Raw genomic sequence first — 19199 nt, forward strand, 5'->3', positions numbered from 1 at the left:
AACAAACCCGGCGTCATTATCAACACACTTTATTCTTAAGCCTTCCTGGCTGCACTCAAATTATTCTAAGTTCGGGAGGAACCTCAAAGACTACGTTCTCTTCACGGCCAGGATGCTCGGCAACCACCTTGCCTCCCAGCTCGCGCAGGCGGGCAATCACGTTTTGCACTAGCACCTCGGGGGCGGATGCACCTGCAGTGACGCCAATCGCCTTCACGTCTTCCAGCCAGCTCGCCTCGATCATCGACGCATCGTCGATAAGATAGGCTCTGGCACCCACCTTCTCGGCCAGCTCGCGCAGACGGTTGGAGTTGGAAGAGTTGCGAGATCCCACCACCAGCATGGCGTCCACCAGCCCCGCCATCTCCCGCACCGCATCCTGACGGTTTTGGGTGGCGTAGCAGATATCATCCTTGCGCGGCCCCTGGATCTTGGGGAAGTGCTTGCGCAACGCATCGATGACGTCAGAGGTCTCATCCACGCTCAGGGTGGTCTGGGTGACAAAGCAGAGGTCATCCGGATTCTTCACCTTGAGCTTGGCCACATCTTCAGGCGTCTCCACCAGATACATGCCGCCTTCGCGATTCTCGTACTGCCCCATGGTCCCGATCACCTCGGGGTGACCGGCGTGGCCGATGAGCACGGCTTCGGAGCCCTTGCGACTGGCGCGATGGACTTCCATGTGAACCTTGGTCACCAGCGGACAGGTTGCATCGAATACCTTGAGGGCGCGGGACTTGGCCATCTCGCGCACTGTCTTGGCCACGCCGTGAGCAGAAAAGATGACGATGCTGTCGTCAGGCACCTCGTCCAGCTCCTCGACGAAGACAGCGCCCGCATCTTTCAACTTGTTCACCACATAGCGGTTATGCACCACTTCGTGGCGGACATAGATGGGGGCACCGAACTTCTCCAGCGCGCTCTCGACAATGCTGATGGCGCGATCGACACCGGCGCAAAAACCGCGAGGGTTAGCGAGCAGAATATCCATTAATGCACCTTCTCCTCATCATCAACGCCCAGGATCTCCACCTCGAAGGTGACGGTATGACCGGCCAGCGGGTGGTTGAAATCGACCGTGACCGACATACCGGCTACCGCCCGGATGATGCCCGGCAGCTCGCTGCCATTGGGCTGATCGAACAGGATGATGGTGCCGACTTTTGGCTCCACATCGGCGCCAAATTTGGCACGGTCGAGATGGTAGATGTTGTCGGGGTTGGAGAGGCCAAAGGCCTCTTCCGGCGCCAGAGTAAAACTCTTGCTCTCCCCTTCGCTCAGCCCCAGCAGACACTGCTCAAAGGTGGGGGTCAGGCTGCCATCGCCCATCCGCAGGCGGGCAGGTTTGCCGTGCAGCGCCGTGCTGTCGGCAACCGAGCCATCTTCCAGCTTGATGGAGAAGTGGAACAGCACGCTGCTGTTAGCGGTGATCTGCTGGCTCATGCCTGCTCCTTTTTCTCACCACGGAAACCGTCCAGCACAATCATGGCGGCCCCGATAAAGATAAAGCTGTCGGCCAGATTGAATGCCGGCCAGTGCGCACGCTGCCAGTAGAAGTCGAGGAAATCGACCACATGGCCCAGCACCAGTCGATCAAAGACGTTGCCGAGGGCGCCGCCGATGATGAGTGAATAGGCGATACCGCTCCAACGCTGGGTCACCGACTGCTTGCGCAGCCAGTGGATCAGCAATCCACAGATGGCAAAAGCTAGCACCGCGAAGAACCAGCGCTGCCAGCCCCCCTGATCAGCCAGAAAGCTGAATGCGGCGCCCTTGTTGTAGACATGAACCAGGTTGAAGAAGGGGGTGATCTCCACCCCCGGGTAACCAAATGGCAGCAACTTGACCACGGCGAGCTTGCTCGCCTGGTCCAGTACAAAGGCCAGCACTGCCAGCCACAGCCAACGCAGGCCGCTTTTATGTTGAGTCATGTTCATCAGGCAAATTGACGCGTTTCGCCGTCACCCTCAACGTTGGTCACACAGCGACCACAGATCTCTTCGTGACCCGCGATAGTGCCCACATCTTCGACATGGTGCCAGCAGCGGTCGCACTTGGCGGCGGCAGACTGGGCCACGCTCAGCCACAGGTCATCACGCTCGGTCGCCACAGAGCCTTCCGGCGCAGAGTCAGCCACGACCACCTTGGCCTTGGAGGTGAGCAGCACGAAGCGCAGCTCATCAGCCAGGGCGTTCAGGCGTGCAGCCAGCTCCGGCTTGGCGAACAGGGTCAGTTCGGCCTGTAGGGAACCGCCGATACGCTTCTCGCCACGGGCCACTTCCAGCGCCTTGTTCACTTCACCACGCACGGTGAGGATCTCGGCCCAGAAATCGTCGTTGAGAGATTCACCCGCTTCCAGACCGAACAGGCCGTCGTACCACTCCTCGGTGAAGACGAACTCGCCGCGCTCGCCCGGCAGCAGAGCCCAGATCTCGTCGGCGGTGAAGCTCATGATCGGCGCCATCCAGCGCACCATGGCCTCGGCGATGTGATAAAGGGCGGTCTGGCAAGAGCGACGGGCCAGGCTGTCAGCCTTGGCGGTGTACTGACGATCCTTGATGACATCCAGATAGAAGGAGCCCATCTCGATGGAGCAGAACTGCATCAGCTTCTGAGTTACGCCGTGGAAGTTGTACTCGTCGAATGCAGCCACGATCTCGGCCTGTACCGCTTTGGCACGACCGACAGCCCAACGATCCACCACCACCATGTCGGCAGGCGCCACCATGTCGGTCGCCGGATTGAAGCCGTTCAGGTTGGCCAGCAGGAAGCGGGCAGTGTTGCGAATACGACGATAAGCATCGGCAGAGCGCTTGAGGATCTCGTCGGAGACAGTCATCTCGCCGGTGTAGTCAGTGCTCGCTACCCACAGACGCAGGATGTCGGCACCCAGCTTGTTCATCACGTCCTGCGGGCTGACCACGTTGCCGATGGACTTGGACATCTTGCGACCCTGACCATCCACGGTGAAGCCGTGAGTCAGCACCTGGTTGTAGGGAGCCTTGTCTTTCATGGCCACACCGATCATCAGGGAGGACATGAACCAGCCACGGTGCTGGTCAGAACCTTCCAGATACATGTCGGCTGGCTTGCCGTTGAACTCGGGACGGGCATCGACCACGGAAGCGTGGGTAGAACCGGAGTCGAACCAGACGTCCAGAGTGTCAGGCACCTTGTCGTACATGTCGGCATCGGCACCCAGCAGCTCGGCCTTGTCCAGATCCCACCATGCCTGAATGCCGGACTGCTCGACACGCTTGGCTACTTCGTGCATCAGGCGCACGGATTCCGGGTGCAGTTCCTGGGTCTCTTTATGGACGAACAGGGAGATGGGCACACCCCAGGTACGCTGACGGGAGATACACCAGTCAGGACGGTTCTCGACCATCGCCTGAATGCGGTTTTTACCCCAGGCCGGTACCCAGCCGCTCTGGCCTTGCTGGGCAATACCGTCTTTCTCGATGCGCTCGATCTCTTCCAGTGCGCGCTTGCGCAGACCCTTCTGCTCCATGCTGATGAACCACTGCGGGGTGGCACGGAAGATGATCGGGGTCTTGTGACGCCAGCAGTGCGGATAGGAGTGGTTGAACACCTTGTGATGCAGCAGGGCGCCGCGTTCGGTCAGCACTTCGATCACTGAGGCATTGGCCTTGAACACATGCTGGCCGGCAAACAGTTCGGTATCCGGCAGGTAAACACCGTTGCTGCCAACCGGGTTGGCCACTTCCAGACCGTATTTCTGACCGACCACGAAGTCTTCCTGACCGTGGCCAGGGGCGGTGTGTACAGCGCCGGTACCGGCATCCAGGGTGACGTGATCACCCAGAACCACAGGCACGTCGAAGCTGTAGAATGGGTGGTTGAAGCGCAGCAGCTCAAGCGCGGCGCCCTTGGCGTAACCCAGATTGTGGAACTTCTCGATACCGGCGCGATCCATCACATCCTTGACCAGCTCGGCGGCCAGGATCAGACGCTCGGGGTTCTCCCCTTCAACCTGCACCAGCGCATAGTCGAGGTCGGCGTGCATGGCGATGGCGCGGTTGGCTGGCAGGGTCCACGGAGTGGTGGTCCAGATCACGGCAGAGAGGGTGCCCTTGCCGGTGTGGCCTTCGGCACAGTCAAACTTGGCGGCAACGGTCGCCTCATCAACAGCCTTGAAGCGCACATCGATGGAGGGGGAGTTCTTGTCGTAGTACTCCACCTCGGCTTCAGCCAGCGCGGAGCCGCAATCGGTACACCAGTGCACCGGCTTGGAGCCTTTGTGCAGGTGGCCGTTTTCAACGATCTTGGCCATGGAGCGGATGATGTTGGCTTCGGTGCCAAAATCCATGGTCAGGTAGGGGTGTTCCCAGTCGCCCAGCACACCCAGACGGATGAAGTCGGTCTTCTGCGCTTCGATCTGGGTCTTGGCGTATTTGCGGCACTCGGCGCGGAATTCGGCAGCGGAGACCTTCTCGCCCGGCTTGCCGACCATGCCTTCCACTTTCAGTTCGATAGGCAGACCGTGGCAATCCCAACCCGGCACATAAGGGGAATCAAAACCGGAGAGGCCCTTGGACTTGATGATGATGTCTTTGAGGATCTTGTTGACCGAGTGACCGATGTGAATGTTGCCGTTCGCATAGGGGGGGCCATCATGCAGAATGAAAGAAGGCTTGCCCGCTTTGGCGCGGCGAATAGCGCCGTAGAGATCCTGATCGTACCAACGTTTCAGCATGTTGGGTTCGCGCTTGGCCAGATCGCCACGCATCGGAAACTCGGTTTCCGGAAGATTCAGGGTGTGTTTATAGTCGCTCATCAGTCCTGGGTTCCCTTCTTTTCTAAAAGAGTGCTGGGTAAATTGAATTGTGGCAGCCCGAACCAGGCTCGGGCCGCCAGGGCATCTCGTTCGATCTGCTCTTTCAAGGCAGTGAAAGAGGCAAACTTCTGCTCTTCGCGCAGCTTGTGGCGAAGCAGCACCTTGACCTGCTGACCATATAGATCACCAGAAAAATCAAACAGATGTACTTCCAATCTGGCTTGTGTACCGCTCAAGGTCGGCCGTACACCCACATTGGCTACACCGGGGAAGGTCTTGCCGGAACATATCACTTCCACCGCAAACACGCCACCGACCGGGATCACCTGGCGCTTGAGGGCCAGATTGGCGGTGGGAAAACCTATGGTGCGCCCCAACTTGTCGCCGTGGGCCACCCGGCCGCTGATGGTATAGGGACGGCCAAGCATCAGCTCCACCTCCGCCATCCGGCCCACCTTGAGTGCTTCGCGCACTAGGGTGCTGCTGACCCGCTGCCGTTCGAGCTGGAAGCTCTGGGTACTGATCACCTCGAAGCCGAAGCGATGACCCGCCTCCTCCAGCAGGTGGAAATCCCCTTCCCGCCCCTTGCCGAAGCGAAAATCATCGCCGACCACCAGATAGCGCACCCCGAGCTTCTCCACCAGCAACTGCTCGATGAAGGTCGAAGCCGCCTGCTCGGCGAAGCGGTGGCTGAAGCGCACGCAGAGCATGCGATCGATATGCAGCCCCTGCAGCGCTTCGTACTTCTCGCGCAAGCGGCTCAGCCGGGCGGGCGCAGCTGAGCCGGCAAACAGCTCCAGCGGCTGCGGCTCGAACAGCATGACGCAGGCGGGCAATCCCAGCTGGGCCGCTTTCTCCTTGAGACGTGCCAATACCGCATGGTGACCCTGATGAACCCCATCAAAGTTGCCAATGGTCAATACACATCCCCGGTGACGGGGCTTGAGATTGTGAATGCCGCGAATAAGCTCCATCAGTGCCTTGTGCGTTGCTGCCATGGAAATCGGCGGATTATATATCAGGCAGCAGGCAGGGTCAGCCCTCATAGCCTGATTTCAACTATCCGGGCCCAATCCCGCCCCTTGGCGGCGCCATGGGGCACTATCCCCATGACGCCGCAGGATCACGGCTACTGCTGCCCCGATTTAAGGTGATGCGGCCGAATGCCCAACAGCAGCAACACCACGGCATAGACCGCAGCCCCCAGCGACAGCAGCATGGTCAGCTGCAAACTGGCCTTGCCCATGCTCCATTCCCCCCACTGGGCCAGATCCGGCGACAGGTAGGCGAGCACGCCCCCCATCAGCACGCTGGCGACCAGCAGCTTGAGGCAGAACACGCCGGTATGGCGGGAGGGACGATAGACGCTCTGCTGGTACAGCCCCTTGAACAGCAAGGCCGCATTCAGAGTGCCCGAGCAGGCGGTCGAGAGCGCCAGCCCCACGTAACCGAGCGGGTAGATGAAGATGAGGTTGCAGACCATGTTGGCAATCATCGACATCACCCCGATCCGCACCGGCGTCTTGGTGTCCTGACGGGCGTAGTAACCGGGCGCCAGCACCTTGATCAGCATCAGGGAAAGCAGACCGGTAGTGGAGGCCAGCAGGCTGGCGCTCGACATGGCCACTTCATGCAGGCCAAATTCGCCGCGCATGAACAGCACTCGCAAAATGGGCTCGCGCATCACCGCAATGCCTATCATGGCGGGCAGGCCGAGCAGCATCACCATCCGCACCCCCCAATCCATGGTGCGGGAGAAGTCGGCCGGATCGGCATCCACATGCTTTTTCGCCAGCGCAGGCAGGATCACGGTACTGATGGCTACCGCAAACAGCCCGAGGGGGAACTCCAGCAGGCGATCCGAGTAGTAGAGATAGCTGATGGCACCAGTCGCCAGGAAGGAAGCCAGCATGGTGTTGACCAGCAGGTTGATCTGGCTGACCGAGACCCCGAACAGGGCCGGGAGCATCAGGGTGCGGATCTTCACCACCCCCGGGTGATTCCATCCCCACTTGGGCCATACCAGCATGTTGATTTGGCGCAAAAAGGGGTACTGGAACAGAAACTGCACCAAACCACCCAAAAAGACACCAATCGCCAGCGAGATCTCAGGTTTGTCCATCAGCGGTGCAATCCACCAGGCCGCCGCAATCATGGTGATGTTGAGAAACACCGGCGTGAACGACGAGACCGCAAAGCGGCCGAAGGTGTTGAGGATGGCTCCCGCCATGGCGGTAAAAGTGATAAACCAGAGGTAGGGGAAGGTGATTTTGAGCATCAGACTGGCGAGCTCGAACTTCTCGGCCGCAGGGCCGCCATGCAGCCAGTCCCAGAACCAGCCCCAGCCAAACAGCGCGGTCAGCACACCCGACCCCAGCACACCGAGCAGGGTGACCACAGTCACTATCCCCCCCAGCGTGCCCGCCACCGCCGCCAGCAATTCACGCACTTCCCCCTCGTCGCCATTTTTCTTGTACTCCGTCATCACGGGAACAAAGGCCTGGTTGAAGGCACCTTCGGCGAACAGACGACGCAGAAAGTTGGGAATGCGATTGGCAAAAAAGAAGACGTCGGCGGCCACCCCGGCACCAAGCAGATTTGCGATGACTACATCGCGAACCAAGCCCATTACGCGGGATGCCAGCGTCATTCCGGACACTATCATGCCGGATTTGATCAATTTCTTACTCAAGACGAGGCCTCTGGAACTGTCAGAATGAAAAGAATGCTGCTAGAATCGGCCGACAGTTTAACCGTCTCCCAACTGACACACCACCGGGAGGCGGTGTTTATTTGCACAAATCATTTGACAATATGTGGTTGGAAGGGCATATTTCCGGGCCTTTTCAATACACTCGCTAAGACAGTTTTAGGAGTTTTACCTTGGCTAACATCAAATCTGCTAAGAAGCGCGCTCTTCAGTCAGAAAAACGCCGTCAGCACAACGCCAGCCGTCGTTCCATGACCCGTACCTACCTGAAGAAAGTCATTGCTGCTATCGCCTCTGGCGACAAAGCTGCTGCGACTGCCGCTTTCGCTGTTGCTCAGCCGATCATGGATCGTATGGCGACCAAAGGCCTGATCCACAAGAACAAAGCTGCTCGTCACAAGAGCCGCCTGTCTGCCCAGATCAAAGCTATGGCTTAATCAGCTTCTGCTGATCAAAGCTGAAAAAACCGGCCTTAGTGCCGGTTTTTTATTTATCTGCGCTGCAATAAAGTCGATGCAGCAAACTGATCATTTCACGCACCTCATGGCTGCGCAGCGAATAGTAGACTGTCTGGGCCTCTTTGCGCGTCGTCACCAGCTCATCCCGCCGCAGCAGCGCAAGATGCTGTGACAAGGCCGACTGACTCAATCCCAGTCGCTCGTTGAGCTCCCCCACCGACAGTTCGCGCTCCAGCAACTGGCACAGAATAAACAGTCGCCGTTCGTTGGCCAGCGCCTTGAGCAAGGCCACCGCTTTACTCGCATTGGCTTCCATCTCTTCAAGTTGCATCACATCTCTCCTCTACCACTCATCGCCGATGATACGTGGTGACGGGCCGTTTTAAAACGACAGGGTGGCCGGCTGGATGGCGGAGAAGTTCTCCTGCCCGGAAAAGAGAAAGGTAAAATCGCTCTCGCAGACCCGCTTCACCGCCGGATGCTGGATCATCCGCTCGGCGAAGATGACGTAATACTCCTCCATCAGATCCTGAGTTTCCCCGATCAGCATCACCCCCTCCCCCTCGAGGATCTCCTCCCGATAGATGGTGGGAGCCATGAAGATACCCTGATTGAAGAAGCCAAACGCCTTCATCAAGGCGGCATCATCAAACTCGCCAAGAATGCTGGGAGAAACCCCCTGCTGCTCGAACCACTGGGTCAGCTGACGCCCCATGGCGGTACGGCGACCGGGGATCAGCAGCTTGCGCTCTTCCAGACAGGCGGGAAAGGGCTTTTCAGGCAGCGGCGCCTTGCAGAAGAAGCTGACGCCACAGCCGCCCAACCGCTTGGAGAGCAGCCCCGCATGCTGGCTGGAGTCCACTGGACAGTCGGAGAGGATCATATCGAGCTTGTGTTCGCTCAGCTGCTCCAGCAGCAGTTCGTGGGTCGATTCGAAACAGCGCAGATGGATGGAACCATCATTGGGGATGACAGAGAGCAGCACGCGGCTGGCAAGACGCTTGGAGAGGGCATCGGCGATGCCGACGTCGAACAGGATCTGGCTCTCCTTGCGGTAGTTGACGATATCGAGCATCTCGTAGGAGAGGCTGAACATCTTGTCGGCATAGCGAAACACCAGCTGGCCCAGCTCGGTCGCCTCAAGAGAGCGCCCCTTGCGCTTGAGCAGCTTGCCCCCGAGGCGCTGCTCCAGCAGCTTGATCTGGCCGGTGACCGTCTGCGGGGTCAAAAAAAGGGCTTCCGCTGCCTGGGTAACGGAGCCCTTCTTCTGAGTCATCCAGAAATAGTAGAGATGGTTGTAGTTAAGGTGTGACATCCGATGGGGTTCCCGCTTGACGCGGACTCCGGTAGCAGCTGAGTTCAACCGCCAGAATGTCATACATGTCGCTAACCGAGTCAACCTTGTTCGCGCCAAACTGCTCCATCAGACTGGCCTTGAGGCGTGCCTTGTCAGGCATCCGGTCAGCGCAATAACGCTTGTTGGAACGCTTTACCATCTCGCCAGCCCGGCTGCTCAGCGCCCGCTCGGAGAAGGTCTCGCCAAAGCGCGCCTTGGCCTGCTTGTCCCCCAGCAGCAGGGCGCTGTCTACCACCCCGTTGAGATAGGCAGAGCAGTTCGCCGAAGTGGCGTCCTGCTTGCAATCCTCCAGCCCGCCGGCCCAGGCCGCGGGGCTCAACAACAGCATCAACAACCCTGTATGCAGCTTCATAGTCCCTCCGTACTCTGTTCCCCTTCACCCTTGGGAAGGGCCATGCGCAAGGCCAGATAGCCGACTACCGCCGCCATGGTGGAGCCCACCAGGATCCCGAGGCGAGAGTAGCTGCCGTAATCCAGCCCACCGTGCTCGAAGGCGAGCGACGCGATAAACATCGACATGGTGAACCCGATGCCACAGAGGATGCTGACCGCAAAAATCTGCTTGAAGTTGACCCCGGGCGGCAACTGGGCGATGCCCAGCTTGACCGACAGCCAGCTGATGGTGAACACCCCGAGCGGCTTGCCGATAAACAGCCCCAGCATGATCCCCATAGGTACCGGACTCAGCAGGGAGGAGAGACCAATCCCTTCCAGCGATACCCCGGCGTTGGCAAAGGCAAACAGAGGCAGGATCAGATAGGCACTCCAGGGGTGCAGTTGATGCTCCAGATACTTGAGCGGCGAGGCGTAACGCTTGCCGTTAAGCGGAACCATAAAGCCCACCACTACACCCGCCAGGGTCGCATGGACGCCAGACTTGAGCACCGCAACCCAGAGCACCAGACCAACCAGCATGTAGAGGCTGATCCTGTCCTCACCACGGCGATTCATCCAAAGCAGAGTGAGGGTTGCCAGAATACCGATGGCCAGCGCCTCCAGCGACAACTGCTGGGTATAGAAGAGCGCGATGATAATGATGACGCCGAGGTCATCCATGATGGCCAACGCCAGCAGGAATACCTTGAGGCTCACCGGCACCCGCTTGCCAAGCAGCGCCATCACCCCGAGGGCAAAGGCGATGTCGGTCGCAGCCGGAATTGCCCAGCCAGCGCGCGCCACTTCATCCGAATAGTTGAAAAAGGCGTAGATCAAGGCCGGAGCCAGCATGCCGCCCACCGCAGCGATAGCCGGGAAGGTCGCCTGAACCCGGGTCGAGAGCGCCCCTTCCAGCATTTCACGCTTCACTTCCAGACCAACCAGCAGGAAGAAGATCGCCATAAAGCCATCGTTGATCCAGAGCAGCAGCGGCTTGTTGATGTCGAGGGCCGCGATGCGCACCTGCACCGGCGTGTCGAGAAACGCCTGATACCCGCCAGCCAGCGCGGTATTGGCTAAAATCATTGCCAGCATGGCAGCCATGATCAGAATAATTCCGGAGGCGGCCTCCAGCTTCAGGAACTTTTTGATTACGTCACTCATGGTTAAATTTTCCACCGTATTGCTTTGGTTTGAGTCTATCTCCTGCAACAACCAATGGAAAATCGTTTCTTGCTGCTCAATACAACGAAAAAACCGAAGGCAAAATAGAACATACCTGCTATAAGCAGGTTTTTCCTCGTCTCTGGCTACCGTCTTATTAATCAATAAAATGAATTTTCAATTATTTAACTGCATAAAAAAGGCGCCCTGAGGCGCCTTGCTATCAGATGGCGACGGGCGCCTTGATGCCGGGGTGGGGGTCATAACCCTCGATCTCGAAATCCTCGAACTTGTAGTCGAAGATGGAGTCAGGTTTGCGCTTGATCACCAAGGTCGGCAGCGGGCGCGGCTCGCGGGAGAGCTGCAGCGCAGTCTGCTCCATGTGGTTGGAGTAGAGGTGCACATCACCGCCAGTCCAGACGAAGTCACCCACTTCCAGATCGCACTGCTGGGCCATCATGTGGGTCAGCAGGGCGTAGCTGGCGATGTTGAACGGCAGGCCGAGGAACACATCGCAACTGCGCTGGTAGAGCTGGCAGGAGAGCTTGCCGTCCGCCACATAGAACTGGAAGAAGGCGTGGCAGGGAGCCAGCGCCATCTTGTCCAGCTCGCCCACGTTCCAGGCGGAGACGATGATGCGGCGCGAATCCGGGTTGTGCTTGATGTCATCCACCGCCTTCTGGATCTGGTCGATGACAGACCCGTCAGCCGCAGGCCAGGAGCGCCACTGCGCGCCGTAAACCGGCCCCAGATCGCCATTCTCGTCGGCCCACTCATCCCAGATGCTGACGCCGTTTTCCTTCAGATAAGCGGTATTGGTATCGCCATTGAGGAACCAGAGCAGCTCGTGAATGATGGAGCGCAGATGGCACTTCTTGGTGGTCACCAGCGGGAAACCTTCCGCCAGATTGAAGCGCATCTGATGGCCGAACAGGGAGACAGTACCGGTGCCGGTACGGTCTGACTTGACGGTGCCCTCATCGAGGATTTTCTGCATCAGGTCGAGATAAGCTCGCATTATTTCGCCTCCTTCACGGCATTACCGAACAACTGCGGACGCTTGTAGGCGGCCCAGATCATCAGGGCACCGGCGATAATCATCGGGGTGGAGAGGATCTGGCCCATGCTGATCTCCTGGAAGTAGAGACCGAGCTGGCTGTCCGGCTGGCGCACAAACTCCACCAGGAAGCGGAACAGGCCGTAGAACAGCAGGAACATGCCGGAGATGGCGCCGCGCGGCGGATTCTTGCGCCAGAACAGGTTGAGGATGATGAACAGCACCACCCCTTCCAGTGCGAACTGGTAGAGCTGGGAGGGATGACGCGGCTCGGGACCCGCCTCCGGAAAGATGATGGCCCAGGGCACATCGGTGACCCGGCCCCACAGCTCGCCGTTGAGGAAGTTGCCGATCCGGCCAACGCCGAGACCGAACGGAATGAGCGGTGCCACAAAATCGGCCACGGTGAAGAAGTGGCGCTTGGTCTTGTGGGCAAACCAGATCATCGCGGTGATCACCCCGATCAGCCCACCGTGGAACGACATACCGCCGGTCCAGATCTTGAACAGATAGGTGGGATCCGCGAGGAAGAGATCGAAGTTGTAGAACAGCACGTAACCGACACGGCCGCCGAGGATCACCCCGAGGAAACCGTAGAACAGCAGATCCGACACCTCGTTGCGGGTCCAGCCGCTGTTCGGCGCATCGGCGCGACGGCCGGCAAGCCACATGGCAAACGCGAAACCGAACAGGTACATGAGACCATACCAGCGTACCGATAGTGGTCCCAAACTGAATGCTACGGGATCAATCTGCGAGAAAACCCAATATCCATCGTGCTGCATATGCGGCCCCAGTCAAAATAAAAGCCGCATTTTCCGATCATTCGTCAGCAGGGACAAGGCATGATTATCAATCACTCTGTTTCGATTTATGACCGGCTCGCAGCAAACCGCCCAAACCATGCTCCTCCAGATAGCGGGCAAACAGGCCGCGCAGTACGTGGGGGTTGTCATGTTTGAGGCCATCGGCCATCAGTTCGGTCAACTCGCTCAGGGTGGATTGACGCAGCACGTACTTGATCCGGGCGATGTTGTGGGTGTTCATACTGAAGCGGCGATAGCCCATGGCCAGCAGCAGCAATACACCGACCGGATCACCGGCCAGTTCGCCACACACCGACACCGGCTTCTGGTAACGGTGGGAAGCATCAACCAGCTTTTGCAGGGCGCGGATCACCGCAGGATGGAAGGCATCGTAGATGTTGGCAACCCGGGAATTGTTGCGATCTACCGCCAGCAGGTACTGGGTCAGGTCGTTACTGCCCACCGACCAGAAGTCGATGAGCGGCGCCATCTCCGGCAAGATAAAGAGGGCTGAGGGCACCTCGATCATCACCCCGAGGCTGGGGTAGCGGATCACTGCATCGCGGCTCGCCGCCTCTTCCGACACCTCTCGCCACGCCTGATCCAGCAGACGACGGGAGGCCTTGATTTCGCTGACGCTGCTGATCATCGGCAGCATGATGGCCAGATTGTCCAGCCCTTCACTGGCCCGCAGCATAGCCTTGAGCTGCACCAGAAACAGTTCGGGGTGATCCAGGGTGATCCGGATCCCCCGCCAGCCAAGGAAGGGGTTTTCCTCGACGATGGGGAAATAGGGTAACGGCTTGTCGCCGCCCACATCCAGCGTCCGCATGCAGACCGGCCGGTTGCGGTAGGTCTCCAGAATGCCGCGATAGCGGGCAGTCTGCTCCCACTCGGAGGGGAAGCTCTCCTGCAGCATAAAGGGGATCTCGGTGCGATAGAGCCCGACCCCGTCCGCCAGCTGATTGAGGGAGATCTCGGTATCGGCGCTGAGACCGGCATTGAGCAGCAGGGAGACCTTGGTGCCGTCGGCCGTCTCGGATGGCAGATTGTCGACACTGCGCACCAGGGTATCGAGGGCCCGCTCTTCGCTCAGCAGCTGACGATACTCGGTCAGGATCACCTGATTGGGCTCGATGAAGAGATCGCCGCTGTAGCCATCGACGACCAGCATGCGACCGCCGATGTCGCCAAGGGGCAGATCTACCCCCATGATGGCGGCCACCCCCATGGCGCGGGCCAGAATGGCCGCATGGGAGTTGGTCCCCCCCTTGAGCGAGACCACCCCGGTCAGATACTCGCGGGGCACTTCCGCCAGAATGGTGGCGGTCACCTCGTCGGCAACCAGCACCACCGGCTCACCGATGGAGATATGTTCAGGTTCATTCTGCACCAGTCGGCTGATCAGCCGCTGGGCAATATCCTTCACGTCGGTGGAGCGCTCCTGCAAGTAGGGATCCTTCATCCCCTTGAACTGCTCGATCAAGCGATCGCTGATGAGCTTGACCGCAGAGACCGCAGTCCAGTGCTCCTTGCTCACCTTGTTGCGAATAGGCTTGATGTAGCCGGGATCGTTCAGCAGATGGAGATAGATATCGAAGATGGCAACCGAATCCTGGCTGTAGCTCTCGCGAAAACGCAGCGCCAGACTCTCCAAGTCGTGCCGCACTTCCTCAACCGCCAGCTCCAGCCGCGCCAGCTGGCTGGCATGGTCTTCATCCTTGCGCGGGGTAATGGACGAGAGCGCCTTACGGGGCCGCCACACCCAGGCCTTGGCCATGGCGATACCGCTGGCACCGGCAATACCGCGCAGCGGCTTGCTCCAGTCGGTCTTCTGCAACCACCCCTTGGCCTGCGCCTGGGCAATCCGCGCCGCCAGCTGGGCCGCCAGGGTGACCATGAAGGACTCTTCCCCCTCATCGAAGCGGCGACTCTCCTTCTGCTGCACCACCAGAATGCCGACAACCTGACGCTGATGCATGATGGGGGCACCGAGGAAGGAGCGAAACGCCTCTTCGGCCACATCGGGCAGGAATTTGAAGCTGGGGTGCGCGGGGGCATCAGCCAGGTTGATCAACTCTTCCCGCTGACCCACCAGACCGACGATGCCTTGCTCGTAAGGCAGGGTCACCTTGCCGACCGCGGACGGGGCCAAGCCGTCGGTAGCCGCCAGGCGATAGCGGCGCACCTCGGGTTCCGAGACATAGACGGAGCAGCAGTCCACTGCCATGGCGTGCCGGGTCTGGCTCACCAATGCCTGCAAGGCCTGTTCGAGGGTATTGGCCTCGGTCATGCTCTCGACGATACGTCTCAGTTCCGTTAACAACTAATCTGTGCTCCTTAACGGGCGCGGTTGCGCCGCCCATCCTTCTTGTTGACCTGCACTGCCGGCACTGGCATCGCCAGCGGGGCAAACTCTTTCATGACCCGGCGGTAAACCTCCCGCTTGAACGAAACGACCTGACGCACCGGGTACCAGAAGCTGACCCAACGCCAGTCGTCAAATTCGGGATGGCCATGACAGCCGAACTGGATCCGCGACTCCTTGCCCGAATTCAGCTGTAACAGGAACCATTTTTGTTTTTGGCCAATACAGACCGGTGAACTGTCCCAGCGGACAAGACGTTTGGGTAAACGGTACTTTAGCCAGTTACGACTGGTGGCCATGATGGTCACATCTTCGGGCTTGAGGCCAATCTCCTCATAAAGCTCTCGATACATGGCCTGCTCTGGCGTTTCACCATCATCAACCCCCCCCTGCGGAAACTGCCAGGAGTGCTGCCCATAGCGTTTAGCCCACAACACTTGTCCTTCACGGTTACAGATCACGATACCGACATTGGGACGAAATCCGTCGCCATCAATCACGTGATCACCTTATAAAGGCTGAATCTATAAGGAGATTGTTCCACATTCACTCCGTGGCAGCAAACAAGGAGTGAATCCCCTGTTTCATGAATAACTTTCAATTTCAAACATACTTATAAACAAATCCAAGGATCCGCGCCCCCAAGTTGCCCACCCAGGCTGTGCATAAAGCTGTTAGCAAACGGGTATATACAGTACTTTTTAACTGTACGCGAAAAGTGCCTCTCCGTATCACCACGCGACATAAAATATAAAAAATCATTATTTTTTATAAGCTTGAGATAAAACAACTGGATCTAGATCCATGTTCCACCAAGAGCCAGATCCATGATCCTGATTGTGAACAAGTTCAACTGCTCAAAGATCCACCGCGGCGAAATTATCCACAGGAGTGGCACAATATCTACCCCGTTTACCCTGTAAAAATGGGGTGGCATTCACAATTTTTTGTAACATATCAGCGACTCCACCCACTTTCATCCACTTATCCAAGATTTCTGTGGATAACTGTGTGTAACATCATGCACAAACCCTTGGACAACTATTTCGAGGTCAAACCAGACCTGGTTTACTGCTCGATAAAACAGACAAAACCCTTTAAAATCATCACGATGAGCTGATAGCCCCCAAATTCTCTGCATTTGATCTTATCCACTCAGGATCGGTTATAAAAACAGCGATCCTTCTCGGGATCCTCCCCTGTTAGAATATGGCGAGCAAGATGGAGCCAACTATGCCAAGCAATCCCCAATCCGAGCAGGAGTTATTGAGCCGCGCCTATGCCATGGCCGGCTTCACGCTGGCGCAGCTGGCCGCCGAGGCTGGCGTCGCTGTGCCCAAAGACCTGCGCCGTGACAAGGGGTGGGTCGGTCAGTTGATCGAGCTGCAACTGGGGGCCAGCGCCGGGAGCAAGCCAGAGCAGGACTTCCCGGAACTGGGGATCGAACTCAAGACGATCCCCGTGGATCCTCAAGGCAAACCGCTGGAGACCACCTTCGTCTGCGTTGCCCCGCTGATCGGCGTCAGCGGCCAGCGCTGGGAGGAGTCCAACGTGCGCAACAAGCTCTCCCGGGTGCTCTGGATCCCGGTGGAAGGCAGTCGCGAGATCCCGGTTGGCGAGCGGCGGGTCGGCATGCCGCTGATGTGGAGCCCGAATGAAGAGGAAGATCGACTACTGCGTCAGGACTGGGAGGAGCTGATGGACATGATAGTGCTGGGAGAAGTGGAGCAGATCAGCGCACGCCACGGCCAGGTGATGCAACTGCGGCCCAAGGCGGCCAACAACAAGGCGCTGACTCGTGCCATCGGCCGCGATGGTCAACCCATCATGACCCTGCCCCGCGGCTTCTATCTCAAGATCGACTTCACCCACAGTTTGCTGCAACGCTATTTTGCCTTGCCGACTTGATCTGCCTTATCAACATCTTTGTCATATGGTGGTATAAAAATAGACAGGAGCCATTTTTAACTCACAGACAAGGAGGCGTCATGCCACTGATCAAACAGTTTTTGAAGTCCAAGCCCGAGGTCAAGGTGACCTTTGCCGTAGAGAAAGAGGCGGCTGCTGGGGCAGAACAGGTGATGCTGATCGGCGAGTTCACCCAGTGGCAACCGGTCGAGCTGAAACGCATGAAGAGCGGCGAGTTCAAAGCCACCCTCAATCTGCCGACCGACGGCCCGGGGTACTTTGAATATTGCTACCAGCTCATCACTCCGGCAGGGGAAACCCTCTACGAGAATGACTGGGCTGCGGACGACTATGTGCCTGGCCCCTTCGGGCGAGACAACTCGGTAGTTCGGGTCATCCAGTAACGGCTCCCAGATAGCCAATAGACGGATACAAAAAAGGCTCGCCATTGGCGAGCCTTTTCACTACCTGTCGAGCTATTTGCCGACATACCGACACCAATTCGAATCGAATTAGTTGAGCTTCTCTTTGATACGAGCAGCTTTGCCGGACAGGTTGCGCAGGTAGTACAGTTTGGCGCGGCGAACATCACCACGACGCTTCAGTTCTACACTGTGGATCAGCGGAGAGTGAGTCTGGAATACACGCTCAACACCTTCGCCGTTGGAGATCTTGCGAACGGTGAAAGCAGAGTGCAGACCGCGGTTACGCTTGGCAATAACGATGCCTTCGAAAGCCTGCAGACGCTCTTTACCACCTTCTTTAACACGAACTTGAACACGTACAGTGTCGCCCTGGGCAAAAGCCGGGATGTCGGTACGCAGTTGCTCTTGTTCAAGCTGCTGAATAATCTTGCTCATTGTCTTTCCTTACCTAGGATAAACTGAAAACTCTACTTAACGCTGTCACGCACTTCGCGGACATACTCGGCAAGAAGTGATTCTTGCTCGTCAGTCAGAGCTAGGTTGTTAATAAGTTCCGGCCTTCTTTGCCAGGTTCGTCCGAGCGACTGCTTGAGACGCCAGCGTCGAATCACTTCGTGATTGCCGCTTGTCAGCGCCTCGGGCACCGCCAATCCATCCAACACCTCCGGCCGAGTATAGTGGGGATGATCCAGCAAGCCATCCGTGAAGGAGTCTTGCTCGGCACTGGCCTGATCGCCCAAAACCCCGGGGACCAGACGCGAAACCGCATCGATCAGGGTCATGGCAGGCAACTCGCCACCACTTAACACGTAATCCCCGATAGACCACTCTTCGTCGACTTCGGTTTGTATCACGCGTTCATCGATACCTTCGTATCGACCGGCTACCAGAATCAGTTTCTGATTCGTCGCCAACTCGGTTACGCCCGCTTGAGTCAGCTTGCGTCCCTGAGGAGAGAGATAGATGACTTTCGCCCCGTCTCCCGCCGCTTGCTTGGCTGCATGAATCGCGTCACGCAGCGGCTGAACCATCATTAACATGCCGGGCCCACCACCATAAGGACGATCATCGACCGTACGGTGTTTATCGTGGGTAAACTCCCGGGGGTTCCAGCACTCAATCTGCAGCAGGCCACTCTTGACGGCCCGACCCGTTACCCCGTGCTCGGTAATGGCTCGGAACATTTCAGGGAAGAGGCTAATGACCCCAATCCACATAAGAAACCTCCGGCACCCGTGTTAGCGCGGGAAACTAGAAACCAGGATCCCAATCAACTTCGATTGTTCGAGCAGTCAGATCAATATTCTTGATCACCTGCTCTTCCAGGAACGGAATCAACCGCTCCTTTGCACCAAAGGCATCTTTTACATTGGCCTCAACCACCAACACATCGTTGGAGCCGGTTTCCATCAATTCGGTCACCTTGCCCAGGTCGTATCCCTTGGTGGTCACCACGGAGCAACCAATCAGGTCACGCCAGTAGAACTCACCTTCAGGCAACGCAGGCAACAGATCGGCGGGTACGCCAATCTCGACATTGGTCAATGCCAGGGCATCTTCGCGCACATCGATACCATCGAGTTTGCAGATCAGACCCTTGTTGTGACGTTTCCAGGATGAAACCCGAATTTCACGCCACGCCCCGTTCTGATTAATCAGCCAAGGGTTGTAATCGAAAATCGCTTCGGCAACATCGGTGAAGGAGTTCACTTTAAGCCAGCCCTTGATGCCATAAACGGTACCCAGGGTGCCCAGAACTACAGGTTTATCCAC

At 57.9% G+C, this 19199-nt stretch carries 20 protein-coding genes; 3 read left to right on the top strand and 17 right to left on the bottom strand.

What is annotated here, in order from left to right; translation table 11 throughout:
- Positions 1 to 55 precede the first annotated feature (55 nt).
- The 6 genes from ispH to murJ all read right to left on the bottom strand — a co-directional run bounded on the left by ispH (position 56) and on the right by murJ (position 7490).
- Positions 56 to 991: a 4-hydroxy-3-methylbut-2-enyl diphosphate reductase gene (gene ispH / locus AB5Y99_RS15230; protein WP_106843893.1), complete on the bottom strand. Its 936-nt coding sequence runs from the start codon at positions 989 to 991 to the stop codon at positions 56 to 58.
- Positions 991 to 1443, bottom strand: a complete 453-nt coding sequence (gene fkpB, locus AB5Y99_RS15235) for an FKBP-type peptidyl-prolyl cis-trans isomerase (protein ID WP_005341354.1) — start codon at positions 1441 to 1443, stop codon at positions 991 to 993. Before fkpB ends, ispH begins: the two co-directional genes overlap by 1 nt.
- Entirely contained in the window at positions 1440 to 1937 is a 498-nt protein-coding gene (gene lspA, locus AB5Y99_RS15240; protein ID WP_005340447.1) for a signal peptidase II, read from the bottom strand. The genes fkpB and lspA overlap by 4 nt, the downstream gene beginning before the upstream one ends.
- Entirely contained in the window at positions 1937 to 4798 is a 2862-nt protein-coding gene (gene ileS, locus AB5Y99_RS15245) for an isoleucine--tRNA ligase (RefSeq protein ID WP_368210055.1), read from the bottom strand. The genes lspA and ileS overlap by 1 nt, the downstream gene beginning before the upstream one ends.
- Complete coding sequence (gene ribF / locus AB5Y99_RS15250; RefSeq protein ID WP_368210113.1) at positions 4798 to 5772, bottom strand: bifunctional riboflavin kinase/FAD synthetase; 975 nt, start codon at positions 5770 to 5772, stop codon at positions 4798 to 4800. The genes ileS and ribF overlap by 1 nt, the downstream gene beginning before the upstream one ends.
- 155 nt (positions 5773 to 5927) lie before the next feature.
- On the bottom strand, positions 5928 to 7490 hold the full coding sequence (gene murJ / locus AB5Y99_RS15255) for a murein biosynthesis integral membrane protein MurJ (protein ID WP_368210057.1): 1563 nt from the start codon (positions 7488 to 7490) through the stop codon (positions 5928 to 5930).
- A gap of 191 nt (positions 7491 to 7681) precedes the next feature.
- On the opposite strand from murJ, the gene rpsT reads away from it, so the two are divergent.
- Complete coding sequence (gene rpsT, locus AB5Y99_RS15260; protein ID WP_005308808.1) at positions 7682 to 7945, top strand: 30S ribosomal protein S20; 264 nt, start codon at positions 7682 to 7684, stop codon at positions 7943 to 7945.
- 49 nt (positions 7946 to 7994) lie between these two features.
- On the opposite strand, the gene AB5Y99_RS15265 is transcribed toward rpsT, so the two are convergent.
- From AB5Y99_RS15265 to rppH, 8 genes are all read right to left on the bottom strand, one after another.
- Positions 7995 to 8297 (bottom strand): metalloregulator ArsR/SmtB family transcription factor, encoded by a 303-nt coding sequence (locus AB5Y99_RS15265; RefSeq protein ID WP_013724128.1) that lies wholly within the window; start codon positions 8295 to 8297, stop codon positions 7995 to 7997.
- A 51-nt stretch (positions 8298 to 8348) separates the two neighbouring features.
- Positions 8349 to 9281: a transcriptional activator NhaR gene (gene nhaR, locus AB5Y99_RS15270; RefSeq protein ID WP_005340434.1), complete on the bottom strand. Its 933-nt coding sequence runs from the start codon at positions 9279 to 9281 to the stop codon at positions 8349 to 8351.
- Entirely contained in the window at positions 9268 to 9675 is a 408-nt protein-coding gene (locus AB5Y99_RS15275; RefSeq protein ID WP_005348920.1) for a hypothetical protein, read from the bottom strand. Before AB5Y99_RS15275 ends, nhaR begins: the two co-directional genes overlap by 14 nt.
- Entirely contained in the window at positions 9672 to 10862 is a 1191-nt protein-coding gene (gene nhaA / locus AB5Y99_RS15280; protein WP_005348917.1) for a Na+/H+ antiporter NhaA, read from the bottom strand. The genes AB5Y99_RS15275 and nhaA overlap by 4 nt, the downstream gene beginning before the upstream one ends.
- 223 nt (positions 10863 to 11085) lie before the next feature.
- Positions 11086 to 11880, bottom strand: coding sequence for a thymidylate synthase (gene thyA, locus AB5Y99_RS15285; RefSeq protein WP_019445582.1), 795 nt, complete (start codon positions 11878 to 11880; stop codon positions 11086 to 11088).
- Positions 11880 to 12704: a prolipoprotein diacylglyceryl transferase gene (gene lgt, locus AB5Y99_RS15290; protein WP_031227775.1), complete on the bottom strand. Its 825-nt coding sequence runs from the start codon at positions 12702 to 12704 to the stop codon at positions 11880 to 11882. The genes thyA and lgt overlap by 1 nt, the downstream gene beginning before the upstream one ends.
- Positions 12705 to 12771: 67 nt before the next feature.
- Positions 12772 to 15051, bottom strand: a complete 2280-nt coding sequence (gene ptsP, locus AB5Y99_RS15295) for a phosphoenolpyruvate--protein phosphotransferase (protein ID WP_368210059.1) — start codon at positions 15049 to 15051, stop codon at positions 12772 to 12774.
- Positions 15052 to 15065: 14 nt separating this feature from the next.
- Complete coding sequence (rppH, locus tag AB5Y99_RS15300) at positions 15066 to 15593, bottom strand: RNA pyrophosphohydrolase (protein WP_005340421.1); 528 nt, start codon at positions 15591 to 15593, stop codon at positions 15066 to 15068.
- Between the two features lie 733 nt (positions 15594 to 16326).
- Between rppH and mutH the strand changes: the two genes are divergently transcribed.
- Both mutH and AB5Y99_RS15310 read left to right on the top strand, forming a co-directional pair.
- Positions 16327 to 17001 (top strand): DNA mismatch repair endonuclease MutH, encoded by a 675-nt coding sequence (mutH, locus tag AB5Y99_RS15305; RefSeq protein WP_042084339.1) that lies wholly within the window; start codon positions 16327 to 16329, stop codon positions 16999 to 17001.
- An 80-nt stretch (positions 17002 to 17081) separates the two neighbouring features.
- On the top strand, positions 17082 to 17405 hold the full coding sequence (locus tag AB5Y99_RS15310) for an isoamylase early set domain-containing protein (protein WP_005348910.1): 324 nt from the start codon (positions 17082 to 17084) through the stop codon (positions 17403 to 17405).
- 108 nt (positions 17406 to 17513) lie between these two features.
- Here the strand turns inward: AB5Y99_RS15310 and rplS are convergent, their stop codons facing one another.
- From rplS to rimM, 3 genes are read right to left on the bottom strand one after another with little or no spacing between them, the layout of a single operon-like run.
- Complete coding sequence (rplS, locus tag AB5Y99_RS15315; RefSeq protein WP_005313505.1) at positions 17514 to 17861, bottom strand: 50S ribosomal protein L19; 348 nt, start codon at positions 17859 to 17861, stop codon at positions 17514 to 17516.
- Between the two features lie 32 nt (positions 17862 to 17893).
- Positions 17894 to 18643, bottom strand: coding sequence for a tRNA (guanosine(37)-N1)-methyltransferase TrmD (gene trmD, locus AB5Y99_RS15320; RefSeq protein ID WP_005340400.1), 750 nt, complete (start codon positions 18641 to 18643; stop codon positions 17894 to 17896).
- A 34-nt stretch (positions 18644 to 18677) separates the two neighbouring features.
- A complete protein-coding gene (rimM, locus tag AB5Y99_RS15325) occupies positions 18678 to 19199 on the bottom strand; it encodes a ribosome maturation factor RimM (RefSeq protein ID WP_139494930.1) in 522 nt (173 codons plus the stop codon).

The sequence above is a fragment of the Aeromonas sp. R4-2 genome (assembly GCF_040908295.1).
GTDB classification, from domain to species: Bacteria; Pseudomonadota; Gammaproteobacteria; order Enterobacterales; family Aeromonadaceae; genus Aeromonas; species Aeromonas veronii.

What these genes read in the sequence shown, in the direction of transcription:
- AB5Y99_RS15275 (WP_005348920.1), bottom strand. Translation starts at nt 9,675, where the DNA reads ATGAAGCTGCATACAGGGTTGTTGATGCTGTTGTTGAGCCCCGCGGCC.
- ispH (WP_106843893.1), bottom strand. Translation starts at nt 991, where the DNA reads ATGGATATTCTGCTCGCTAACCCTCGCGGTTTTTGCGCCGGTGTCGAT.
- AB5Y99_RS15265 (WP_013724128.1), bottom strand. Translation starts at nt 8,297, where the DNA reads ATGCAACTTGAAGAGATGGAAGCCAATGCGAGTAAAGCGGTGGCCTTG.
- rplS (WP_005313505.1), bottom strand. Translation starts at nt 17,861, where the DNA reads ATGAGCAAGATTATTCAGCAGCTTGAACAAGAGCAACTGCGTACCGAC.
- ileS (WP_368210055.1), bottom strand. Translation starts at nt 4,798, where the DNA reads ATGAGCGACTATAAACACACCCTGAATCTTCCGGAAACCGAGTTTCCG.
- thyA (WP_019445582.1), bottom strand. Translation starts at nt 11,880, where the DNA reads ATGCGAGCTTATCTCGACCTGATGCAGAAAATCCTCGATGAGGGCACC.
- lspA (WP_005340447.1), bottom strand. Translation starts at nt 1,937, where the DNA reads ATGAACATGACTCAACATAAAAGCGGCCTGCGTTGGCTGTGGCTGGCA.
- nhaR (WP_005340434.1), bottom strand. Translation starts at nt 9,281, where the DNA reads ATGTCACACCTTAACTACAACCATCTCTACTATTTCTGGATGACTCAG.
- ribF (WP_368210113.1), bottom strand. Translation starts at nt 5,772, where the DNA reads ATGGAGCTTATTCGCGGCATTCACAATCTCAAGCCCCGTCACCGGGGA.
- AB5Y99_RS15310 (WP_005348910.1), top strand. Translation starts at nt 17,082, where the DNA reads ATGCCACTGATCAAACAGTTTTTGAAGTCCAAGCCCGAGGTCAAGGTG.
- lgt (WP_031227775.1), bottom strand. Translation starts at nt 12,704, where the DNA reads ATGCAGCACGATGGATATTGGGTTTTCTCGCAGATTGATCCCGTAGCA.
- fkpB (WP_005341354.1), bottom strand. Translation starts at nt 1,443, where the DNA reads ATGAGCCAGCAGATCACCGCTAACAGCAGCGTGCTGTTCCACTTCTCC.
- nhaA (WP_005348917.1), bottom strand. Translation starts at nt 10,862, where the DNA reads ATGAGTGACGTAATCAAAAAGTTCCTGAAGCTGGAGGCCGCCTCCGGA.
- trmD (WP_005340400.1), bottom strand. Translation starts at nt 18,643, where the DNA reads ATGTGGATTGGGGTCATTAGCCTCTTCCCTGAAATGTTCCGAGCCATT.
- mutH (WP_042084339.1), top strand. Translation starts at nt 16,327, where the DNA reads ATGCCAAGCAATCCCCAATCCGAGCAGGAGTTATTGAGCCGCGCCTAT.